Annotated in this window: 16 protein-coding genes and 1 pseudogene; 6 read left to right on the forward strand and 11 right to left on the reverse strand. The window is 73.4% G+C overall.

Features of this window, described 5'->3' with window-relative positions; translation table 11 throughout:
• Positions 1 to 24: 24 nt before the first annotated feature.
• Positions 25 to 1659: an MFS transporter gene (locus ABD385_RS21160; protein ID WP_344578404.1), complete on the reverse strand. Its 1635-nt coding sequence runs from the start codon at positions 1657 to 1659 to the stop codon at positions 25 to 27.
• Between the two features lie 225 nt (positions 1660 to 1884).
• Between ABD385_RS21160 and ABD385_RS21165 the strand changes: the two genes are divergently transcribed.
• Complete coding sequence (locus tag ABD385_RS21165) at positions 1885 to 3078, forward strand: mannosyltransferase family protein (protein ID WP_344578405.1); 1194 nt, start codon at positions 1885 to 1887, stop codon at positions 3076 to 3078.
• Between the two features lie 265 nt (positions 3079 to 3343).
• Positions 3344 to 4378, forward strand: a complete 1035-nt coding sequence (locus tag ABD385_RS21170; RefSeq protein ID WP_344578407.1) for a phosphatase PAP2 family protein — start codon at positions 3344 to 3346, stop codon at positions 4376 to 4378.
• 128 nt (positions 4379 to 4506) lie between these two features.
• Here ABD385_RS21170 and ABD385_RS21175 read toward each other — a convergent pair whose 3' ends face one another.
• Positions 4507 to 4725, reverse strand: coding sequence for an I78 family peptidase inhibitor (locus ABD385_RS21175; protein WP_344578408.1), 219 nt, complete (start codon positions 4723 to 4725; stop codon positions 4507 to 4509).
• Between the two features lie 474 nt (positions 4726 to 5199).
• On the opposite strand from ABD385_RS21175, the pseudogene ctaD reads away from it, so the two are divergent.
• A pseudogene (gene ctaD / locus ABD385_RS21180) lies at positions 5200 to 6880 on the forward strand (aa3-type cytochrome oxidase subunit I); the annotation flags it as partial.
• Positions 6881 to 6907: 27 nt separating this feature from the next.
• Here the strand turns inward: ctaD and ABD385_RS21185 are convergent.
• The 3 genes from ABD385_RS21185 to ABD385_RS21195 form a co-directional block, all read right to left on the reverse strand.
• Positions 6908 to 7759 carry a hypothetical protein gene (locus ABD385_RS21185; protein ID WP_344578411.1) on the reverse strand — a complete coding sequence of 284 codons (852 nt, stop codon included), beginning with the start codon at positions 7757 to 7759 and terminating at the stop codon, positions 6908 to 6910.
• An 83-nt stretch (positions 7760 to 7842) separates the two neighbouring features.
• On the reverse strand, positions 7843 to 9114 hold the full coding sequence (locus tag ABD385_RS21190) for a glycosyltransferase (RefSeq protein ID WP_344578414.1): 1272 nt from the start codon (positions 9112 to 9114) through the stop codon (positions 7843 to 7845).
• Between the two features lie 208 nt (positions 9115 to 9322).
• Entirely contained in the window at positions 9323 to 9904 is a 582-nt protein-coding gene (locus ABD385_RS21195) for a transglycosylase family protein (protein WP_344578417.1), read from the reverse strand.
• Between the two features lie 287 nt (positions 9905 to 10191).
• On the opposite strand from ABD385_RS21195, the gene ABD385_RS21200 reads away from it, so the two are divergent.
• Together ABD385_RS21200 and ABD385_RS21205 are read left to right on the forward strand one after the other, a co-directional pair.
• Complete coding sequence (locus ABD385_RS21200; protein WP_344578420.1) at positions 10192 to 10989, forward strand: hypothetical protein; 798 nt, start codon at positions 10192 to 10194, stop codon at positions 10987 to 10989.
• A 170-nt stretch (positions 10990 to 11159) separates the two neighbouring features.
• The gene (locus ABD385_RS21205) at positions 11160 to 11453 is read left to right on the forward strand and encodes a hypothetical protein (RefSeq protein ID WP_344578422.1); all 294 of its coding nucleotides are present in this window, start codon (positions 11160 to 11162) and stop codon (positions 11451 to 11453) included.
• Between the two features lie 56 nt (positions 11454 to 11509).
• Here the strand turns inward: ABD385_RS21205 and der are convergent, their stop codons facing one another.
• From der to aroH, 5 genes are all read right to left on the reverse strand, one after another.
• Positions 11510 to 12979: a ribosome biogenesis GTPase Der gene (gene der, locus ABD385_RS21210; RefSeq protein WP_344578423.1), complete on the reverse strand. Its 1470-nt coding sequence runs from the start codon at positions 12977 to 12979 to the stop codon at positions 11510 to 11512.
• A gap of 70 nt (positions 12980 to 13049) precedes the next feature.
• Positions 13050 to 13706, reverse strand: a complete 657-nt coding sequence (locus tag ABD385_RS21215) for a lysophospholipid acyltransferase family protein (RefSeq protein WP_344578425.1) — start codon at positions 13704 to 13706, stop codon at positions 13050 to 13052.
• Positions 13703 to 14446 carry a (d)CMP kinase gene (cmk, locus tag ABD385_RS21220; protein ID WP_344578435.1) on the reverse strand — a complete coding sequence of 248 codons (744 nt, stop codon included), beginning with the start codon at positions 14444 to 14446 and terminating at the stop codon, positions 13703 to 13705. The genes ABD385_RS21215 and cmk overlap by 4 nt, the downstream gene beginning before the upstream one ends.
• Positions 14447 to 14577: 131 nt before the next feature.
• Positions 14578 to 15663, reverse strand: coding sequence for a prephenate dehydrogenase (locus tag ABD385_RS21225; RefSeq protein WP_344578437.1), 1086 nt, complete (start codon positions 15661 to 15663; stop codon positions 14578 to 14580).
• Positions 15660 to 16022, reverse strand: a complete 363-nt coding sequence (gene aroH, locus ABD385_RS21230) for a chorismate mutase (RefSeq protein ID WP_344578438.1) — start codon at positions 16020 to 16022, stop codon at positions 15660 to 15662. Before aroH ends, ABD385_RS21225 begins: the two co-directional genes overlap by 4 nt.
• 140 nt (positions 16023 to 16162) lie before the next feature.
• Here aroH and ABD385_RS21235 point away from each other — a divergent pair, with 140 nt between their 5' ends.
• Positions 16163 to 16888: a nucleotidyltransferase domain-containing protein gene (locus ABD385_RS21235; protein ID WP_344578440.1), complete on the forward strand. Its 726-nt coding sequence runs from the start codon at positions 16163 to 16165 to the stop codon at positions 16886 to 16888.
• Positions 16889 to 16921: 33 nt separating this feature from the next.
• Here ABD385_RS21235 and ABD385_RS21240 read toward each other — a convergent pair whose 3' ends face one another.
• Entirely contained in the window at positions 16922 to 17944 is a 1023-nt protein-coding gene (locus ABD385_RS21240; RefSeq protein ID WP_425585448.1) for an ADP-ribosylglycohydrolase family protein, read from the reverse strand.
• Between the last annotated feature and the right edge of the window lie 76 nt (positions 17945 to 18020).

Genomic DNA, 18020 nt, shown 5'->3' on the forward strand with positions numbered 1-18020 from the left:
GACGACCGCCGTCCCACCTCCGGGTCAGCGGCCGGAACTCGCCGGGGCCGGCGTGCCCTCGCACCCGGCGCCCTCCTCTGCCGCGGCGTCCGCGTCCGCGCGCTCCGTGGACTCCGCGGCCCGGCGCGGCAGTCGCAGTGCGATCCCGGCGCCGACCAGCAGCAGCACCGCGCTGGCGACGAGGGTGACCCGCAGCCCGTGGATGAAGGAGTCCCGGGCGGTCACCCGCAGCGCCTCCCGGGCGTGGTCCCCGAGGCCGGCGGCGACCTTGTACGCCTCGCCCAGCGAGTGCGAGGCCGAGCGGGAGGCCCGGTCCGAGACCCCCTCGACGTGGTTCAGGCCGGGCGCGTAGGCGGCGTTCATCACGCTGCCGAGCAGCGCCACCCCGATCCCGGCGCCCAGTTGGTAGGCGGTCTCGCCGAGCGCCGCCGCACCGCCGGACTGCGCGGCCGGAGCCTCACTGAGCATCGACTCGTACGCCCCGAACAGCGTCGACTGGAAGCCGTAGCCGAGCAGCACGAAGCCCAGGGACAGCTGCCAGAAGTGGTCCTGGCTGCCCAGCGCGGTCAGCGAGACGACCGCGAGCGCGGTGAGGGCGAAACCGCCGGAGACCATCACCCGCGGGCCGAAGGCCTGCAACAGCTTGGAGCCGGTGAGCCCGGCGGCCATCGCGGAGAACACCAGCGGCAGCATCCGCAGCCCGGTCTCCAGCGGACTCAGGTGCAGCACCAACTGGAGGTACTGGACGGCGATCAGCTGGAGCCCGACGAGGGCGAGCATGGCGAGCACGATGCAGCCGATGGAGGTGCCGAACGCCGGCCGGGCGAACAGCCGCATGTCGATCAGCGGTTGGGTGCGGCCGCCCTGCCGACGGACGAAGACGATCAGCAGCACCACGCCGACGACGATCGGCACCAGCGTGGTCACCCCGAGCACCGGGGCGCCGCTGCCCAGCCGCTTGACGCCGAAGACGATGCCCAGCACGCCCAGCGCCGCGATCACCGCGCCCAGCAGGTCCCAGGGGCCGTTGCGCTCGCCCCGCGACTCGGGCAGCAGCCAACGCCCTATCAGGAACATCGCCGCCATCATCGGGATGTTGATGAGGAAGACCGAACCCCACCAGAAGTTCTCGACCAGGAAGCCGCCGAGCACCGGGCCGACCGCGGCACCGACCGCGGCCACCGCGCTCCACACCCCGATGGCGACCGCCCGCTCCCGCCGGTCGGGGAAGACCTGGCGCAGGATGGACAGCGTGGCCGGCATGATCATGGCGCCGCCGATGCCGAGCAGGGCCCGGGCCGCCATCAGGATCTGCGGGTTGGGCGCGAGCGCGGCGGCGGCCGAGGCCAGCGCGAAGAGCCCGTACCCGAGCAACAGGACGCGGCGACGGCCGACGCGGTCGCCGAGCGTGCCGAAGAGGATCAGCAGCGAGGCCGCGATCAGCGGGTAGATGTCGACGATCCACAGCAGCTCGACCGGCCCGGGCCGCAGGTCCTCGGTGATGGAGGGCACCGCCACGTAGAGGATGGTGGTGTCCAGCGCGACGAAGAGCAGGCTGACGCAGAGCACGATCAGCACCGTCCAGCGGTTCACGCCGCCGCCTGTGTGCCCGGGAACACCAGCCGTCCGCCCCCTGCCGGACGCGCTCGTCCCTGACATACAGAACCTCCTGTCATGCGCTCGCCGTGCTGCGCTCGGACCGCGCGGTCAAGGACGCGACGACGCGCCGGCGGAACCGGCGGCACGGGCGAGTGGAGACGTCAGACTACGCGAGTCCCACCGAGGCCCGCGTGGTCCACCTCACGGTGAGACGCTCGTCGCAGCCCGGGCGTTCCCCCGGCGGGCACGGACGGGCCGGCCCCGGCCACCTGGATAATCGACTGGGTGAACGATCTTGCCTCCACCGCCGCACCCGGCCGGGCCCTGTGTCCGCCCGCCGTCCGCGCCGCGCTGCGCCGTGCCGTCCCCGGCCTGGCCGCGTACGCGGCGATCCGGTCGTTGGGGCTGGTCGTCCTCATGGTCTGGTCAGCCGCCAACGGCAAGAACTGGCACACGCTGCTCACCGCCCGCTGGGACTCCCTCTGGTACACCCGGGTCGCCGAGCAGGGCTACGGCTACACCGTCCACCTGGCCAACGGCGACGTCCACTCCAACCTGGCGTTCTTCCCGCTGCTGCCCTGGCTGGAGCGCGGCCTGTCCGCCCTCACCCCGCTCTCCGCCGCGGACGCCGGCATGGCGGTGGCCTGGCTGGCGTCGCTGGCCGCGGCGGTGGCGCTGTACGCCACCGGCGAGCGCCTGCACGGGCCGCGGGCCGGGGTGGCGCTCGCCGCCCTGTGGGCCGCACTGCCGGTCGGGATCGTCCAGTCGATGGCCTACTCGGAGTCGCTGTTCACCGCCCTCGCGGCCTGGGGCGTCTACTGCGTGCTCACCGGACGCTGGGTCTGGGCCGGTGTCCTGGCGTCGCTGGCCGGGCTGACCCGCCCGGTGGGCGCCGCGGTGGTCGCGGCGGTGTGGATCACCGCGGCGGTGACGGTGGCGAACGAGCGGGCCGGCGGGGTCCGACTCCGCGCCTTCCTCCACGGCCGGCACCGGCGGATGCTGCTCGGCGTCCTGCTGGCCCCGCTCGGCTGGTGCGCATACGTGGTGTGGGTCAGCGCCCGCCAGGGGTCACTCACCGGCTACCTGGACATCCAGGCCGGTTGGCACAACGGCTTCGACGGCGGCATCGCGTTCGCCACCTTCATCGGTCACCAACTGTCCGGGCCCGCGTTCGCCGCCGGCCTCGGCCTGCTGGTCGGCGTCGCGCTGGTGATCTGGCTGTACGTGCACGGGGTGCGCAAGGGCCAGCCGCTGCCGCTGGCGGTCTACGGCGGCACCGTGCTGCTGATCGCGCTCACCGCCAAGGGCTACTTCGGGTCGAAGCCGCGCCTGATGATGCCGGCCTTCCCGTTGCTGCTGCCGCTCGCGGCGGGGCTGGCCCGATGGCGCCCGATGCGGGCGTGGCTGGTCATCGGCGCGGTGGCGGTCGGCTCGGCGGTCTACGGGGCGTTCTGGCTCAACGGCTCGGGTCCGCCGTGACCGGAAGATCTCGTTCCGTAATCACCGGTCCGAGGAAAACACGCCGCGACGCCCGCGCGAATGGCGGATAAACTCCGCCGTCGAAAAACAGATAAACACCTATGCCGGCGACACGCGGACGGCTGGAACAGAATCCAGTACCCCGGAAATTCTCTTCGAAATCCCGGCGGCCCGGCCCGGATTGAGACCCATTCCACATCACATCGTCATTACAAAGCGCACGGTTTGACCAAGTGCATACATCACACGCGGTAACGTCGTTTGAGTGCGTACCGATGACAAGCTCGACCAGATGGAGGAGCGCCTCCCGACCGATCGCGTCAGACCGCCGCGCATGACCCGGACCCGCCTGTGGCTGTTCTGGGGCACGCTGGCGGTGTACGCGGCGATCGTCGCGGGGGTGCTCGCCAACACCCCCCTGGTCGCCATCGACTGGCAGCTCATGCTCTTCCGGCCGTACAAGCAGTGGCCGGAGGTCCACGCCTTCCTCGACTACTTCGTCGTCCTGGGCCAGCGCGGGCCGACCGCGTTGGCGGTGGCCGCCTGGCTGGGCTGGCGCTGCTGGCGGCAGCGCAACCTCCACCCGCTGCTGGTGCTCGGCGCCTCGCTGCTGCTGCTGAACATCACGGTCGGCGCCGCCAAGCTCGGGATGGGCCGCCTCGGCCCGCACTACGCGACGGTGGTCGGCTCCAACGAGATGTGGCTCGGCGGCGACATATTCCCCTCCGGTCACACCGCCAACGCGGTCGTCACCTGGGGCGTGCTGGCCTACATCGCGACCACCCCGCTGCGCCGCCGCACCCTGTCGGTGATCGCCGCGCTGGGCGCGCTGGGCGTCGGGATGACCACCGTCTACCTCGGCACCCACTGGGTCAGCGACGTCCTGCTGGGCTGGGCCGCCGGGCTGCTGGTGCTGCTCGCGATGCCGTGGCTGGAGCCCGGCATCACCTGGGTCGAGGACCGACTCATGGGCATCCTGCTGCGGCTGTGGCTGCGCCTGCGGCCCAATTCGCTGCGCGGCCCGCTGCCGGCCGGCGCACTGGCCTCCGAGATGTCCCGCCAGCGGACTTCCCCGGACGGGGAGGTCCTGGTGCGCGAGGCGGTCGGCGCCACCACCGGTCGCACCACCCACGCACCGGAGGGCTGGCCGCACCACCCGCCGCGCCCGCACACCTCGCGCGCCGAGCGCACCCCGATCACCCCGACGGGCAGCCGCCGGCCGCCGCACGCGGACCGGGTCCCGCGCGGCAGCGCACCGTTCGGCCCGACCGGCGGCCGCCCCCGCAACGGCACCGGCTGACGACCCCGCCGGGCCCGGTACGCACCCCGCCCGGCACCACGAAGGCCCCGACCGCTCCCGGCAGGAGCGGTCGGGGCCTTCGTCGTCGGCGGCCCGGGCGGGCCGGCCGGCGGGCCGCCGGGCCGGCGTCAGCCGCGCCAGCTGCGCACCACCGCGCCGTCCTCGACCTCGAAGTTGATCCGGCCGACGAGGTACTCCATGGTGAGCATCGCGCCCGGCGGGACCGCCCGGACGGTGCTCCAGCCCTGCTGGCGGGCCCGCTCCTGTGCGGCCTCCTGGGTGAGGCCCACGTAGACCTCGGGGTCGTCTCGGGTTTCCGGTGTGTCGCCAGGAAGGTTCGGTGCCATGGCAGCCACCGTAGGCGCCCGCGGCGGCCCACGGAAGGCCCGCCCCTCGCACACCGCGGTGACCCACGGGTCCCCCATTGGTCACACTTCTGTCACGGCGAACGCCCCTGCGATTGCCGCCCGTACCTCCCCCATACGCGCCGCACACCCCGCATCCGAGGGGAATACAAAGCGTCCGGAATTCCCCCTTGATCAGAAGCGGAAGCGTGTGCCGCCACTTCGGGCAAGGCCGGACAGTCCGCCGGGATTAATCGCCCGACCGTCCCGGATTCCTCATATCTAACGCCCTTTTCCGGCCGTCCTGGAATTGCCCAACGAGACACATTCCACACACATTTCCCGCACATCGCCCCGGGACGGCCGGGCAGCGGCGCGGATCCCACCGGAACGGACCGGAGCGCCCCCTCGCTTGGCGACCGGCCCCCGCGCATCATGACCGGGCACCGATACGCCCCCGCCAGCGAGGTGGAACCGATGGTCAGTCAGGTCTCTCGGGAGGGCGCCGGGCCGCACCGGGCGCGACGTCGCGGGGCGGTCCTGGCCGACTGGCTCTCGACCACCGACCACAAGAAGATCGGGCACCTCTACCTGATCACGTCGTTCGGCTTCTTCCTCGTGGCCGGATTGATGGCGCTGCTGATGCGCGCCGAGCTGGCCCGCCCCGGACTCCAACTGATCAGCGCCGAACAGTTCAACCAGGCCGTGACGCTGCACGGCACGATCATGCTGCTGCTCTTCGCCACCCCGGCCTTCGCCGGCTTCGCCAACGAGATCATGCCGCTCCAGATCGGCGCCCCCGACGTCGCCTTCCCGCGCCTGAACATGCTCGCCTACTGGTTCTACCTCTTCGGCGGCCTGATGGTGCTGTCCAGCCTCCTCACCCCTGAGGGCGCCCCCTCCTACGGGTGGACCGCGTACGCCCCGCTCAACTCGATCGTCCGGATGCCCGGCATCGGCGCCGACCTGTGGATCATGGGGCTGGCGTTCTCCGGCTTCGGCACCATCCTCGGCGCGGTCAACTTCATCGCCACCATCATCACCATGCGGGCACCGGGCATGACGATGTTCCGGATGTCGGTGTTCACCTGGAACGTCCTGTTCACCTCGGTCCTGGTGCTGATGGCGTTCCCGGTGCTGGCCGCCGCCCTCCTGGTGCTGGAGGCGGACCGGAAGTTCGGCGCGGTGGTCTTCGACGCCCGCTTCGGCGGGGCGCTGCTGTGGCAGCACCTGTTCTGGTTCTTCGGCCATCCCGAGGTCTACATCATCGCGCTGCCGTTCTTCGGGATCATCACCGAGATCATCCCGGTCTTCTCCCGCAAGCCGATCTTCGGTTACGTGACCCTGATCGGCGCGACGATGGCCATCACCGCGCTGTCGGCGATGGTCTGGGCCCACCACATGTTCGCGACCGGAGCGGTGCTGCTGCCGTTCTTCTCCCTGCTGTCGTTCATGATCGCGGTGCCGACGGGGGTGAAGTTCTTCAACTGGATCGGCACGATGTGGCACGGCTCGGTGTCGTTCGAGACCCCGATGCTGTGGTCGGTGGGCTTCTTGGTGAGCTTCCTGTTCGGCGGGCTCACCGGCGTCATCCTGGCCTCCCCGCCCCTGGACTTCCACGTCACCGACAGCTACTTCGTCGTCGGCCACTTCCACTACGTGGTCTTCGGGACGGTCACCTTCGCGACGTTCGCGGGCTTCTACTTCTGGTGGCCGAAGTTCACCGGCAAGATGCTCGACGAGCGGCTGGGGAAGCTCCACTTCTGGCTGCTCTTCGTGGGCTTCCACACCACCTTCCTCGTCCAGCACTGGCTGGGCGTGGCCGGCATGCCGCGCCGTTACGCGGACTACCTGGCCGCCGACGGCTTCACCGGCCTGAACACCCTCTCCAGCATCGGCGCCTTCCTCCTCGGCGCCTCCACCCTGCCGTTCCTCTACAACGTCTGGCACACCCGGCAGTACGGCACCCGCGTCACCGTGGACGACCCCTGGGGCTTCGGCCGGTCCCTGGAATGGGCCACCGCCTGCCCGCCGCCGCGCCACAACTTCGCCACGCTGCCCCGGATCCGCTCGGAATCCCCGGCCTTCGACCTGCACCACCCGGAGCTGACCGACTGGCCCGCCGCCCTCCCCCAGGCCGGGAAGCCCCGGGCCTGAACCGGCCACCGCCGGACCTCGCGCCGGTCTATTCCTCGCCGGCCGGGCCGCTGACCCGTACGGCCAGGTCGTTGTCGAGCGTGTAGTACGGGCCGATCCGCAGCTCGCGGTCGGCCGCCGGCACCGACAGCGCCGGATAGCTGAACACCTGCTTCTTCTCCGGGACGTCGTCCAGCAGCCGGGCGATCCGGACGGGCGGCACCTCGGCGGCGGGGCACAACCACAGGTCCCATGGCTCGCTGCCCTGCCGCCACCGGGCGGCCAACTCCTCGAAGGGCAGGGTGAAGCGGAAGTCCGGACCGTCCACCGTCAACGGGACGGCGACCGGGTCCGGACCGGCCCGGCGGGCGCGCGCCTGCGCGTGCGCGCCCGCGGTCGGGCTCGCCCCGTACAGGCGCCCGGTGACGGTGAGGCCCTCGGGGGCGACGTGGATGTCGCCGGCCTCGGCGTGCGGTCCGCGCAACCAGCTGCGCAGCGCGAGGTTGCCCAGTTTGGTGGCGTAGGGGATGCGCACCCCGAGCCGGCCGATGCCCGCCAGCGGCCTGCGGTCCACCAGCGACCGCAGGTCGTTCACGCCGGGCAGCAACCGGCGCGGGTCCACCCCGTCACCGAAGTCGGCGTAGGCGTGCCAACGGCCCTCGGCCAGCGCGACGGTGCTGGGCAGGACCGCGCGCAGCCGGTCGGGACCGTTGGGCCCGAGCGGCAGCCGCACCTCGTCGGCGTCGGTGCCCTCGACGGCACCGGTGTCGTCGGCGCCGGCCCGCAGCCGCAGCACCAGGGCCGCGCTCCAGGTGGTGCCGGTGCCCTGCGGGACGTTCAGGTCGAAGGTGAGGCCGCCCGCGGAGTCCGCGATGCAGTCGGCCTTCAGGTCCACGGGCACCGGCGCCCCTCCTCCCGCCGCGGCGGTCCGCCGCGGGCGCTCGGCCGCTCCGGGCCCGGTCACGGGCGACTGCGTCGATGCGTTCATACCGTCCGCACCCCTCTCATCGCGGCACGGGCGGTGTGCCCCGTGGCGTACTTGGCGGCGTACGCACCGCCGATCAGGGCTCCCCGCGCATGGTGCAGGGAACCACGCAGTCCGTTGCCGCGCCGCCGGGCGGCCAGCTCCTCGAAGAGCGCGGCGTGCCGCCCGGCCACCGCCACCGGGTCGAAGCGGGCGGAGGCGGCGAGCGCGGCGGCGCCCAGCCGGGCCCGGGCGGCGTCGTCGTCGATCAGCTCCAGCAGGGCGGTGGCCAGCGCCACGGGCTGCCCGGCGGGGACCAGCCGGCCGGTGACGCCCTCCTCGACGAGTTCGCCCGGCCCGTAGGGGCAGTCGGTGGCGACGACGGGCAGACCGCAGCGCATCGCCTCGGCGAGGGCCGCGCCGGCGGGCTCCCGACCGGCCGGGTCGACGGCGAGGGAGCCCTTGGCCCACTCGGACTCCAGCGGGCCGGCCGGGCCCATCAGGAAGACGTGGTTGTACAGGCCGAGTTCGTCGATCAGGGCGCGCAGTGCGGGCTTCTCGGGCCCACCGCCGTAGATCCGCAGCCGCCAGTCGGGACGCGCCGCGACCACCGCCGCGAAGGCCCGGACCAGCACGTCGTAGCGCTTGGCCCGGGTCAGCCGGCCGGCGGCCACCACCCACCGGCCGGTGCCGTCGGCGGGCGCGAGCCGCGGTGCCGGCACCGCGCGCGGCACCGCCGCGACCCGGACGCCGGGCAGCCGCAGCCGGCGCAGGTGGGCGCGGGCGTCCGCCTCGGTGGCGGTGACCAGCGCGTCCAGCCGCGGGTAGGCGCCGCGCAGCGCCAGCCGCAGCTCCCGGCCGCGCACGGCCAGGCAGTGCGACTCCTGGCCGACCCGGAGCGGCCCGCGGCGGGTCTGCCGGGCGACGTGCACGGTCAGGCCCGGCCGGGTGCCGACCACCACGTCGGCCTCGGTGCGGCGCAGGTGGTCGGCGATCCGACGGTCGGTGAGCTCGCTGTACTGGCCGAAGCGCGGTTCGGCGGCCGGGAAGACCTTGGCGGGACGGGTGTGCGCCGGGTCCGTGCGGTCGCCGGCCGGGGCGTGCTCCCGGAGGTCCACCAGGTGCCGCAGCGCCACCCGGGGGCCGAGGTCGAGCGCCGGGGCGTCGCGGTGCCGCAGGACGGAGACGATCTCGACGTCGTGCCGTTCGGCGAGCGCGTCCGCGAGGCCGAAGGTGGCCCGGACGGTCTCGCCGACACCGTAGGCGTGGTGCATCAGGAATGAGATGTGCATCCGTCCCCGCGTCCCCTGGTCCCTCGCACTGGTCCTGGTCCCCCCGTGGTCCGGACGCCCGGTGTCCGGCTGTTGAAAGGTAAGACCGCGAAACGGCCTTCAGGGTTGGGGGTATTGGCCAAGTCGTGCCGAAAAAGTTAGGGCATCGGTATGGCCCGGCGGGAACTCTTCCGGGGGCGGCGCACCGCCCCCGGTCACGGGCCCGTGCTCAGTTCAGCGTGAGGCGGATGCCGACCTGCAAGCGGTTCGGGTGCTCCCCGACGGCGTCCTGGTTCGCGTCGTACAGGGCCTGCCAGCCGCCCTCCACCCGGTGTCGGCGGGCGATCCCGACGAGGGTGTCACCGCGCTGGACGACGTGGGTGCGGCTGCTCTCCAGCAGCCCGTAGCGCCGGGCGCACACCGGCCAGGCGCCCCAGCCCTGGACGGCCTGCACCCGCTTGGCCACTTCGATCTGCTCGTCGCGGGTGGCCAGGTCGGCCCGCCTGGCGTACTTGAGTCCGCCGAACGCCTCCCAGGTGGGCTGCCAGAACTGCAGCCCGCCGTAGTAGCTGTTGCCAGTGTTGATGTGCCAGTCGCCGCTGCTCTCGCACTCGGCCAGGCAGCCCCAGGGCCACTGGTCGTCGGCACAGGCGTACGCCGGTCGACCGCCGTCCTCTCCGCCGCCGTCCCCGCCCGGCGCCCCGTCGGCGGCGGCACCGCCGGGCAGGCACAGGACGAGGGCGGCGGCCGCCGCGATCAGCAGCCCGACGGATTCCACGCGGCGCCGCGGCGCCGAAGAGTTGTCCGACATAGCCGGTGACGGTAGGCAGCGGGTCGGCGGGCGCCTGCACGCCGCGCCCTTCCAGGGGACGACCCCACCCCGTCCGGTGTACAAAACACGGCCACCTGCGCCAGGTTCTGCGCAGGAATTGGCGGTGCGTGACCACTGGGACGACGGATTTGCACCGCTTCCCCGCCATGCGCCGCGTGGTTCGATTCTGTTCGCGTCCGCGCGTGACTCTGCCGGGGGTCGCCCGTTGTTTTTGTACGAGCCGGGAGACCGCCCGGCAGCCGTTCATGAAGAGCGAGGAGCCACCCGTGCCGCGCATGCTCGACGTCAGCGACGACGTTCGCGCCGAGATCGGCGACGAAGAAGCCGACCGGCTGCTGGCCGGAGAGGACGCCCCCGGCAGCTACGACTGCACGTCCTGCCGGACGCCCGGCAACAGCGAGCAGGAGCGCACCAGCACCGTCCTGTTCGTCGGCGAGGAGACCGCGGTGCTCGCGTTCGCCCACGCCACGTGCATCCCCTCGCAGGTCGTGCCGGTCTCCGAGGAGCAACTCCGCGGGGCCGTGCGCTCCATCACCGGCGAGGACGCCGCCCCCGCCCCGGGCACACCGGCCGCCCCGCTCCCCACCACCGACCGCCAGGCCACCCTCGGCATCACCTGCGGGCTGGTGCTGATCAACGAGGAGCTGCACCCGGCCCTCGTGGTCGAGCCCAACGGTCCGATCGCCCGCCCCGGCTCCACCAGCCTGGACGACGACTTCCTCCCGCTGCTCCTGGAGCACGGCTTCACCCCGGTGTCGGACATGAACCAGCGGCCCGCCCCGATCGCCGGCTGGTCGGCGCTGCTGGCCATGGGCAAGCTGCACGCCGTGCTCCAGCCGGGCACCACCGGCGCCCAGTCCGCCTGGTGGCAGGCCCACCAGCCGCTGGCCGTCTCGGACGGCTGGCGCACCGCGGCCAACAAGGAGAAGACCGTGCTGATGTACGCCGCGCCGTCCGGCACCATCGGCCATCAGCCGCGGGAGGACCTGATGCGCCAGGCGCTGGAGCAGGCCGCCGCCAAGGGCCTGTTGGTCGCCGCGGCGATGCCGCTGGCCGGAACCTGAGCATCCGGTCGTCCGATCGCGGGAGCATGACCGCCCAACGGGGCACGATTGCACCCGCGATCAGCCATTTCACCCCGAAAGCCGCATCCCGTGAGCATCGGGGTCGTTGCACCTACGTGCACGCATACGACCCCTCCCCCCGCGCCCAGTTCCCCCATCCCATCCCCGGCATGCGCCCGGCCCGTGACCACGGGGCGCCGCGCCTCGCCGACCGCGGTTCGGCCACGCCGATCTACGACGCGCTCTACGCCGAGTACCGCCGCACCTTCCGGGCGCTGCCCGGGGACCGTACGGACGAGCCGGAGGTGCCGGAGGCGCTGCGCGGCGGCAACTGGAGCCACGGCGCGGCGGCGCCGGGGCAGTGGGAAGTGGTGGGCCGGCAGCCGTTCCGGCCGCGGGGGCAGCTCCCGGCGGCGCTGCCGCCGGGGCCGCGGGACGGCTCCCGGCCCCACGGCGGTCGCTGACCCGTGCCGGGCCCGCCGCGGGCGGAGCGGGGAGCCGCCCGCGGACCGGACCGCGGTTACTTCTTCTTGTTCTTGGTGCCGCGCTTCTCGCGCACCCGCACCGAGATGTGGATCGGCGTCCCCTCGAAGCCGAACTCCTCGCGCAGCCGGCGCTCGACGAAGCGGCGGTAGCCCGCCTCCAGGAAGCCGGACGCGAAGAGCACGAAGCGCGGCGGCTTGGTGCCGGCCTGGGTGCCGAAGAGGATCCGGGGCTGCTTGCCGCCGCGGATGGGGTGCGGGTGGGAGGACACGATCTCGCCGAGGAAGGCGTTCAGCCGCCCGGTGGGGATCCGGGTCTCCCAGCCGGCCAGCGCGGTCTCGATCGCCGGCACCAGCTTGTCCATGTGGCGGCCGGTGCGCGCGGAGACGTTGACCCGCATCGCCCACGGGATCTGGACCAGGTCCCGCTCGATCTCGCGCTCCAGGTAGAAGCGGCGCTCCTCGTCGAGGTTGTCCCACTTGTTGTAGGCGATGACCAGGGCCCGACCGGCCTCCACGGCCATCGTGATGATCCGCTGGTCCTGGACGCTGATGGACTCGCCCGCGTCGATCAGGACGACCGCGACCTCGGCCTTCTCCACGGCTGCCGCGGTGCGCAGCGAGGCGTAGTAGTCGGCGCCCTCCTGGAGGTGCACCCGGCGGCGGATGCCGGCGGTGTCCACGAACTTCCAGGTCTTGCCGCCCAGTTCGATCAGCTCGTCGACCGGGTCGCGGGTGGTGCCGGCGAGTTCGTTGACGACCACCCGCTCCTCGCGGGCGAGCTTGTTCAGCAGCGACGACTTGCCGACGTTCGGCCGGCCGATCAGGGCGATCCGGCGGGGGCCGCCGAGGGCCGTGCCGAAGGTCTGCGCGGGCGCCTCGGGGAGGGCATCCAGCGCCGCGTCGAGCATGTCGCCGGTGCCCCGGCCGTGCAGCGCGGAGATCGGGTGCGGCTCGCCCAGGCCCAGGGACCACAGCATCGCGGCGTCGGCCTCGCCGGACGCGCCGTCGACCTTGTTGGCGACCAGGACGACGGGCTTGCCGGCGCGGCGCAGCAGCTTGACCACGGCCTCGTCGGTGTCGGTGGCGCCGACCTTGGCGTCGACGACGAAGACCACCGCGTCGGCGGCCTCGATGGCGAACTCGGCCTGCATCGCCACGGACGCGTCGATGCCGAGGACGTCCTGCTCCCAGCCGCCGGTGTCGACGACCTTGAAGCGACGGCCGTTCCAGTCGGCCTCGTAGGTGACGCGGTCGCGGGTGACGCCCGGCCGGTCCTCGACGACCGCCTCGCGGCGGCCGATGATGCGGTTCACCAGGGTCGACTTGCCGACGTTGGGACGGCCGATGACGGCGAGCACCGGGAGCGGGCCGTGGCCGGCCGCGGCGATGTCGCCCTCGACCTCCTCCAGGTCGAAGCCCTCTTCCGCGGCGAGCTCCATGAACTCCGCGTACTCGGCGTCGCCAAGCGCCCCGTGCTCGTCGCCGGTGGGGATCTGGTCGTTCATGAAGTCCGTTCCTCGTTCATCCATGTGGTCGGTGGGCCGCTCCAGGGCGGGCCCACTGCTCAAGTGTCGGTCAGCGCCCGGTAAGGCGCCGGGCCTGTGCCAGGTGGGCGGTCAGCCGCTCCTGGATCCGTACGGTCGCCTCGTCGAGCGCCTTACGGGTGCGCCGCCCGCTGCCGTCGCCCGCGTCGAAGGCGTCGCCGAAGACGACGTCGACGCGGCCGCGCAGCCGCGGCAGGGCCGGGGTAAGCCGGCTGAGGCGGTCGGTGCTGCCGAGCACCGCCACCGGGACGACCGGGGCGCCGGAGCGCACCGCGAAGTAGGCGAGGCCGGCCCGCAGGGAGGCGAAGTCGCCCTCGCCGCGGGTGCCCTCCGGGAAGATGCCCAGCACTCCGCCGGACGTCAGCACGTCGAGCGCGTCGGTGATCGCCTTGCGGTCGGTGCCCTGGCGGTCCACCTTCAGCTGTCCGATGCCCCGCAGGAACGGGTCCAGCGGACCGACGAAGGCTTCCTTCTTGATCAGGAAGTGCACCGGTCGGGGTGCGGTGCCCATCAGCATCGGGCCGTCGATGCCGTGCGAGTGGTTGACGGCGAGGATCACCGGCCCGGAGGCCGGCACCCGCCAGGCACCCAGCACCCGCGGCTTCCACAGGCCGTACATCAGTCCGATGCCGATCCGCCGGCCGACCGCGGCCCCGCGGGGGCTCGGCGTCTTGCCGCCGTCGGTCACCGGATGTCCCGCCCCGCCTTCTCGGCGCTGACACCCTCGATGAGGGTGACCACGCACTCGATGACCTGATCCAGCGTCAGGTCGGTGGTGTCGACCTCGACGGCGTCGTCCGCCTTGGCCAGCGGCGAGGTCTTGCGGGAGGAGTCGGCAGCGTCCCGCTTGATCAGCGCCTCGCGGGTGGCGGCCAGGTCCGTCGCCTGCTGGGCGTTGGTGCCCTTGAGCTCGCCGTTGCGCCGGGCGGCCCGCGCCTCGGGGGAGGCGGTGAGGAAGATCTTGAGGTCGGCGTCCGGCAGGACGGTTATGCCGATGTCCCGGCCCTCGACCACGATGCCGTGCGGCGCCTCGGCGGCGATGGTGCGCTGCAGGTCGGTGATGACGGCGCGCAGCTCGGGGACGGCGCTGACCGCACTGACCGCGGCGGTGACCTCCGCGCTGCGGATCGGCCCGGCGGCGTCCATCCCGTCGACGGTGATGGTGGGCGCGGCCGGGTCGGTGCCGGAGACGATCACGGGCTTGACGCAGGCGTCGGCCACCGCGACCGGGTCGTTGACGTCGATGCCGTTGCTCAGCATCCACCAGGTGATCGCGCGGTACTGCGCACCGGTGTCGAGGTAGCCCAGGCCCAGCTTGCCGGCGACGGCCTTGGACGTGCTGGACTTGCCCGTGCCTGCGGGGCCGTCGATGGCGACAATCACTGCAGCCGGGGCGGTCCGGTCGGCGGTTTCCACGGTGACGAACACCTTTCTTGATACACACGGGGCGCGGTCCAGGACGCTGGATCCGGTCGTCGACCGGCGGTCGGGCGTTCGACGAAGGGGCCCGGGGCCTCGGACAAGGTTACTGGCTCACCCGGAGCGCGCCGTCCACGGTGTCACTGCCGGATCGACCACCCCCGCTCCCGCAGCTCCGCGGTCAACCCCGGCACCGCCTGCGGCTCCACCATGAGCTGGATGAAGCCGGCCTGCTGGCCGGTGGCGTGCTCGATGCGGACGTCCTCGATGTTGACCCCGGCGCGGCCGGCGTCGGCGAAGATCCGGGCCAGCTCACCGGGCTGGTCGCCGATGTAGACCGCGACGACCTCGTAGACGGACGGGGCGGCGCCGTGCTTGCCGGGGACCCGCTCGCGGCCGGCGTTGCCCCGGCGGAGGACGTCGGCGATGCCGTCGGCGCCGGTGCCGCGCCGGTCCTCGTCGGTGGACTCCAGGAAGCGCAGCGAGCGGACCGTGGCGTCCAGGTCGGCGGAGACCTCGGCCAGGACGTCGGCGACCGGGCCGGGGTTGGCGGAGAGGATGTCGATCCACATCCCGGGGTCGGAGGCGGCGATCCGGGTCACGTCGCGGATGCCCTGGCCGCACAGGCGGACGGCGGTCTCGTCGGCGCCCTTGAGGCGGGCCGCGACCAGGCTGGAGACCAGCTGCGGGGTGTGCGAGACCAGGGCGACGGCGCGGTCGTGGGCGTCCGCGTCCATCACCACCGGGACGGCCCGGCAGAGCGCCACCAGCTCCAGGGCGAGGTTGAGCACCTCGGTGTCGCCGCCGGGGGACGGGGTGAGCACCCAGGGGCGGCCCTCGAAGAGGTCGGCCGTGGCGGCCAGCGGCCCGGAGCGCTCCTTGCCGGCCATCGGGTGCGTGCCGAGGTAGCCGGACAGGTCGCAGCCGAGCGCCTCCAGCTCGCGGCGCGGGCCGCCCTTGACGCTGGCGACGTCGATGTACGCGCGCGCCGCGCCGCGCCGGATCACGTCGGCCAGCGTCGCGGCGACGTGCGCCGGGGGCACCGCGACGACGGCCAGATCGACCGTCCCCGGGGGCGGCTCGGCGGTGCCGGCGCCGAGCGCGGCGGCCGTCAGGGCCTGGGCGTGGTCGTGGTCCGCCAGGTAGACCTGCACGCCGCGGGCGCTGAGCGCGAGGGCGGCCGAGGTGCCGATCAGGCCCGTTCCGATGACGAGTGCGGTTCTCACTGGGCGATGTCCTTCCGGAGCGCCGCGGCGGCGCCGAGGTAGACGTGGGCGACACCGGCCTTGGAGCGCGCGGTCTCGACGTGCGCGAGCACCCGCACCACCCGCGGCATGGCACCCGCCACGTCCAGCTCCTGGGCGCAGATCAGCGGGACGTCGGTGATCCCCAGGGCGCGGGCGGCGGCGGCCGGGAAGTCGCTGTGCAGATCAGGGGTGGCGGTGAACCACACGCTGATCAGGTCGTCCGGCACCAGGTCGTTGCGTTCCAACAGCGCGGTGAGCAGTGCGCCGACCTGCTCCCGCATGTGCTCCGCGTCGTCCCGTTCCAACTGGACGGCCCCGCGCACGGCCCGTACCGCCACGTCCCTGCTCCCCTGCGTCGTGCGTACGCGCACACGACCGCGTACGCACTGATCAGCGTAACCAGCGCCACCGGCAAGCGGATCCCGCGCTCCCGGGAAACCGGTGGCCGGCGGCGCCCCCGCCCGGCGACAATCCGGTCATGCCGACCCCTTCCGCGGATCCGGCCGGCCCGCCGGCCCCGTCGCACCACGCGCTCGTCACCGAGCACACCGTCTACGCGTGCGTGATGGGCTCGCGCGCCTTCGGGCTGGCCACCGAGGGCAGCGACACCGACCGGCGCGGGGTCTTCCTCGCGCCCACCCCGCTCTTCTGGCGCTTCGAGAAGCCGCCGACCCATGTCGAAGGGCCCCGCCCGGAGCAGTTCTCCTGGGAGCTGGAACGCTTCTGCGAGCTGGCGCTGCGGGCCAACCCCACCGCCCTGGAGTGCCTGCACTCCCCCCTCGTGGAGCACGTCGACGCCACCGGCCGGGAACTGCTCGCGCTGCGCGGCGCCTTCCTCTCCCGCGCGGTCCACGACACCTACGCCCGCTACGCCGCCGGGCGGTGCAAGGAGCTGCGGGCCGACGTGGCCCGGCGCGGGGCGCCGCGCTGGAAGCAGGCGATGCACCTGCTGCGCACGATGGCGGGCGTCCGCGACCTGCTCCGCACCGGCGTGCTGACGCTGGAGGTCGGCGCGGCCCGCGAGGAGATGCTGGCGGTGCGCCGCGGCGACGTTCCGTGGGAGGAGGTCGAGCACCGGCTGTCGGTGCTGTGCGCGCAGGCGGCAGCAGCGCTGCCCGACTCGCCGCTGCCCGACTCCCCGGACCGGGCCCGGGTCGCGGACTTCCTGCACCGCACGCGCCGCGCGTCGGCGCTGCGGGACTGAGCACCCCGGGCCCGGGCCGCCGCACGGCCGGGATCAGCCGTCCCAGGCCGCCCCGAGGGCCAGGAGTTCGTCGCGGTGCTCGATGCGGGTGGTCCACTCCCGGGGCCAGGCGTCGGCGCCGAGCCGGGCGCCGGCGAAGGCACCGGCGAGACAGGCGATCGAGTCCGAGTCGCCGGAGCTGCAGGCGGCCCGGCGCAGGGCGGTGACCGGCTCGTCCGGGAAGAGCAGGAAGCACAGCAGGCCGGTGGCCAGCGCCTCCTCGGCGATCCAGCCGGCGCCGGTGGCCAGGCACGGGTCGGCCTCCCGGTCGGGGGCGGCGAGCGCCGCGTCCAACCGGTCCAGGACGCGCAGGCAGTCGTCCCAGCCGCGGGCGATGAACGTCGTCGGGGACGGGGAGGTGGAGCGCCGCCAGAGGTCGCCGAGCCAGTCCTCGCGGTAGCGGATGCGCTGCGCGTGGGCGTGGGCCCGCAGCAGGCCGGGCAGCTCGGCGGGGCCGACGCCGTCGGCGAGGGCGCGCACCGCCCGCGCCGTGAGGTCGCTGGCGGCGAGCCCGGTGGGGTGCCCGTGGGTCAACGCGGACTGTAGTTGGGCGGCGCCGGCGCGCTGGTCGGGGGTGAGTCCGGGCACCAGCCCCAGGGGCGCCACCCGCATGTTGGCGCCGCACCCCTTCGAGCCGATCTGGCTGGCTTCGACCCAGCTGCGGCGGGCGTCGGCGAGCAGGGCGCAGGCCCGCAGGCAGGTGCCGCCCGGGGCCCGGTCGTTGTCGGGCGAGCGCCACCAGGCCACGTACTCCCGGCGGACCGGCGGGAGGAGCGTCGCGGCGGTCAGCGCGCCGCTGTCCAGGGCCGCGCCGACGGCGCGCCCCAGCGCCAGCGTCATCTGGGTGTCGTCACTGACCAGCGCGGGCTCGGGCAGCGCCAGCTCCCGCCAGGGACCGCACCGGGCGAGGATCGCCGGTACGTCGTCGAACTCCGTCGGGAAGCCGAGCGCGTCACCGAGCGCCAGCCCGACGAGCGCGCCGGTCGCCGCGGTCCGGGCGCCCGCCGGTGCCCGCATCGCTTCCCCCGTCGTTTCGGCCATGAAAAAACCACCCCTTAATCGTCATGGTGACATTAAGGGGTGGCGGGCGGCC

It is taken from the genome of Streptomyces lunalinharesii, assembly GCF_039532155.1.
In the GTDB taxonomy this organism is placed as follows: domain Bacteria; phylum Actinomycetota; class Actinomycetes; order Streptomycetales; family Streptomycetaceae; genus Streptomyces; species Streptomyces lunalinharesii.

What these genes read in the sequence shown, in the direction of transcription:
- ABD385_RS21190 (WP_344578414.1), bottom strand. Translation starts at nt 9,114, where the DNA reads ATGCACATCTCATTCCTGATGCACCACGCCTACGGTGTCGGCGAGACC.
- ABD385_RS21205 (WP_344578422.1), top strand. Translation starts at nt 11,160, where the DNA reads ATGCGCCCGGCCCGTGACCACGGGGCGCCGCGCCTCGCCGACCGCGGT.
- ABD385_RS21160 (WP_344578404.1), bottom strand. Translation starts at nt 1,659, where the DNA reads ATGTCAGGGACGAGCGCGTCCGGCAGGGGGCGGACGGCTGGTGTTCCC.
- der (WP_344578423.1), bottom strand. Translation starts at nt 12,979, where the DNA reads ATGAACGACCAGATCCCCACCGGCGACGAGCACGGGGCGCTTGGCGAC.
- ABD385_RS21195 (WP_344578417.1), bottom strand. Translation starts at nt 9,904, where the DNA reads ATGTCGGACAACTCTTCGGCGCCGCGGCGCCGCGTGGAATCCGTCGGG.
- ABD385_RS21175 (WP_344578408.1), bottom strand. Translation starts at nt 4,725, where the DNA reads ATGGCACCGAACCTTCCTGGCGACACACCGGAAACCCGAGACGACCCC.
- ABD385_RS21235 (WP_344578440.1), top strand. Translation starts at nt 16,163, where the DNA reads ATGCCGACCCCTTCCGCGGATCCGGCCGGCCCGCCGGCCCCGTCGCAC.
- ABD385_RS21240 (WP_425585448.1), bottom strand. Translation starts at nt 17,944, where the DNA reads ATGCGGGCACCGGCGGGCGCCCGGACCGCGGCGACCGGCGCGCTCGTC.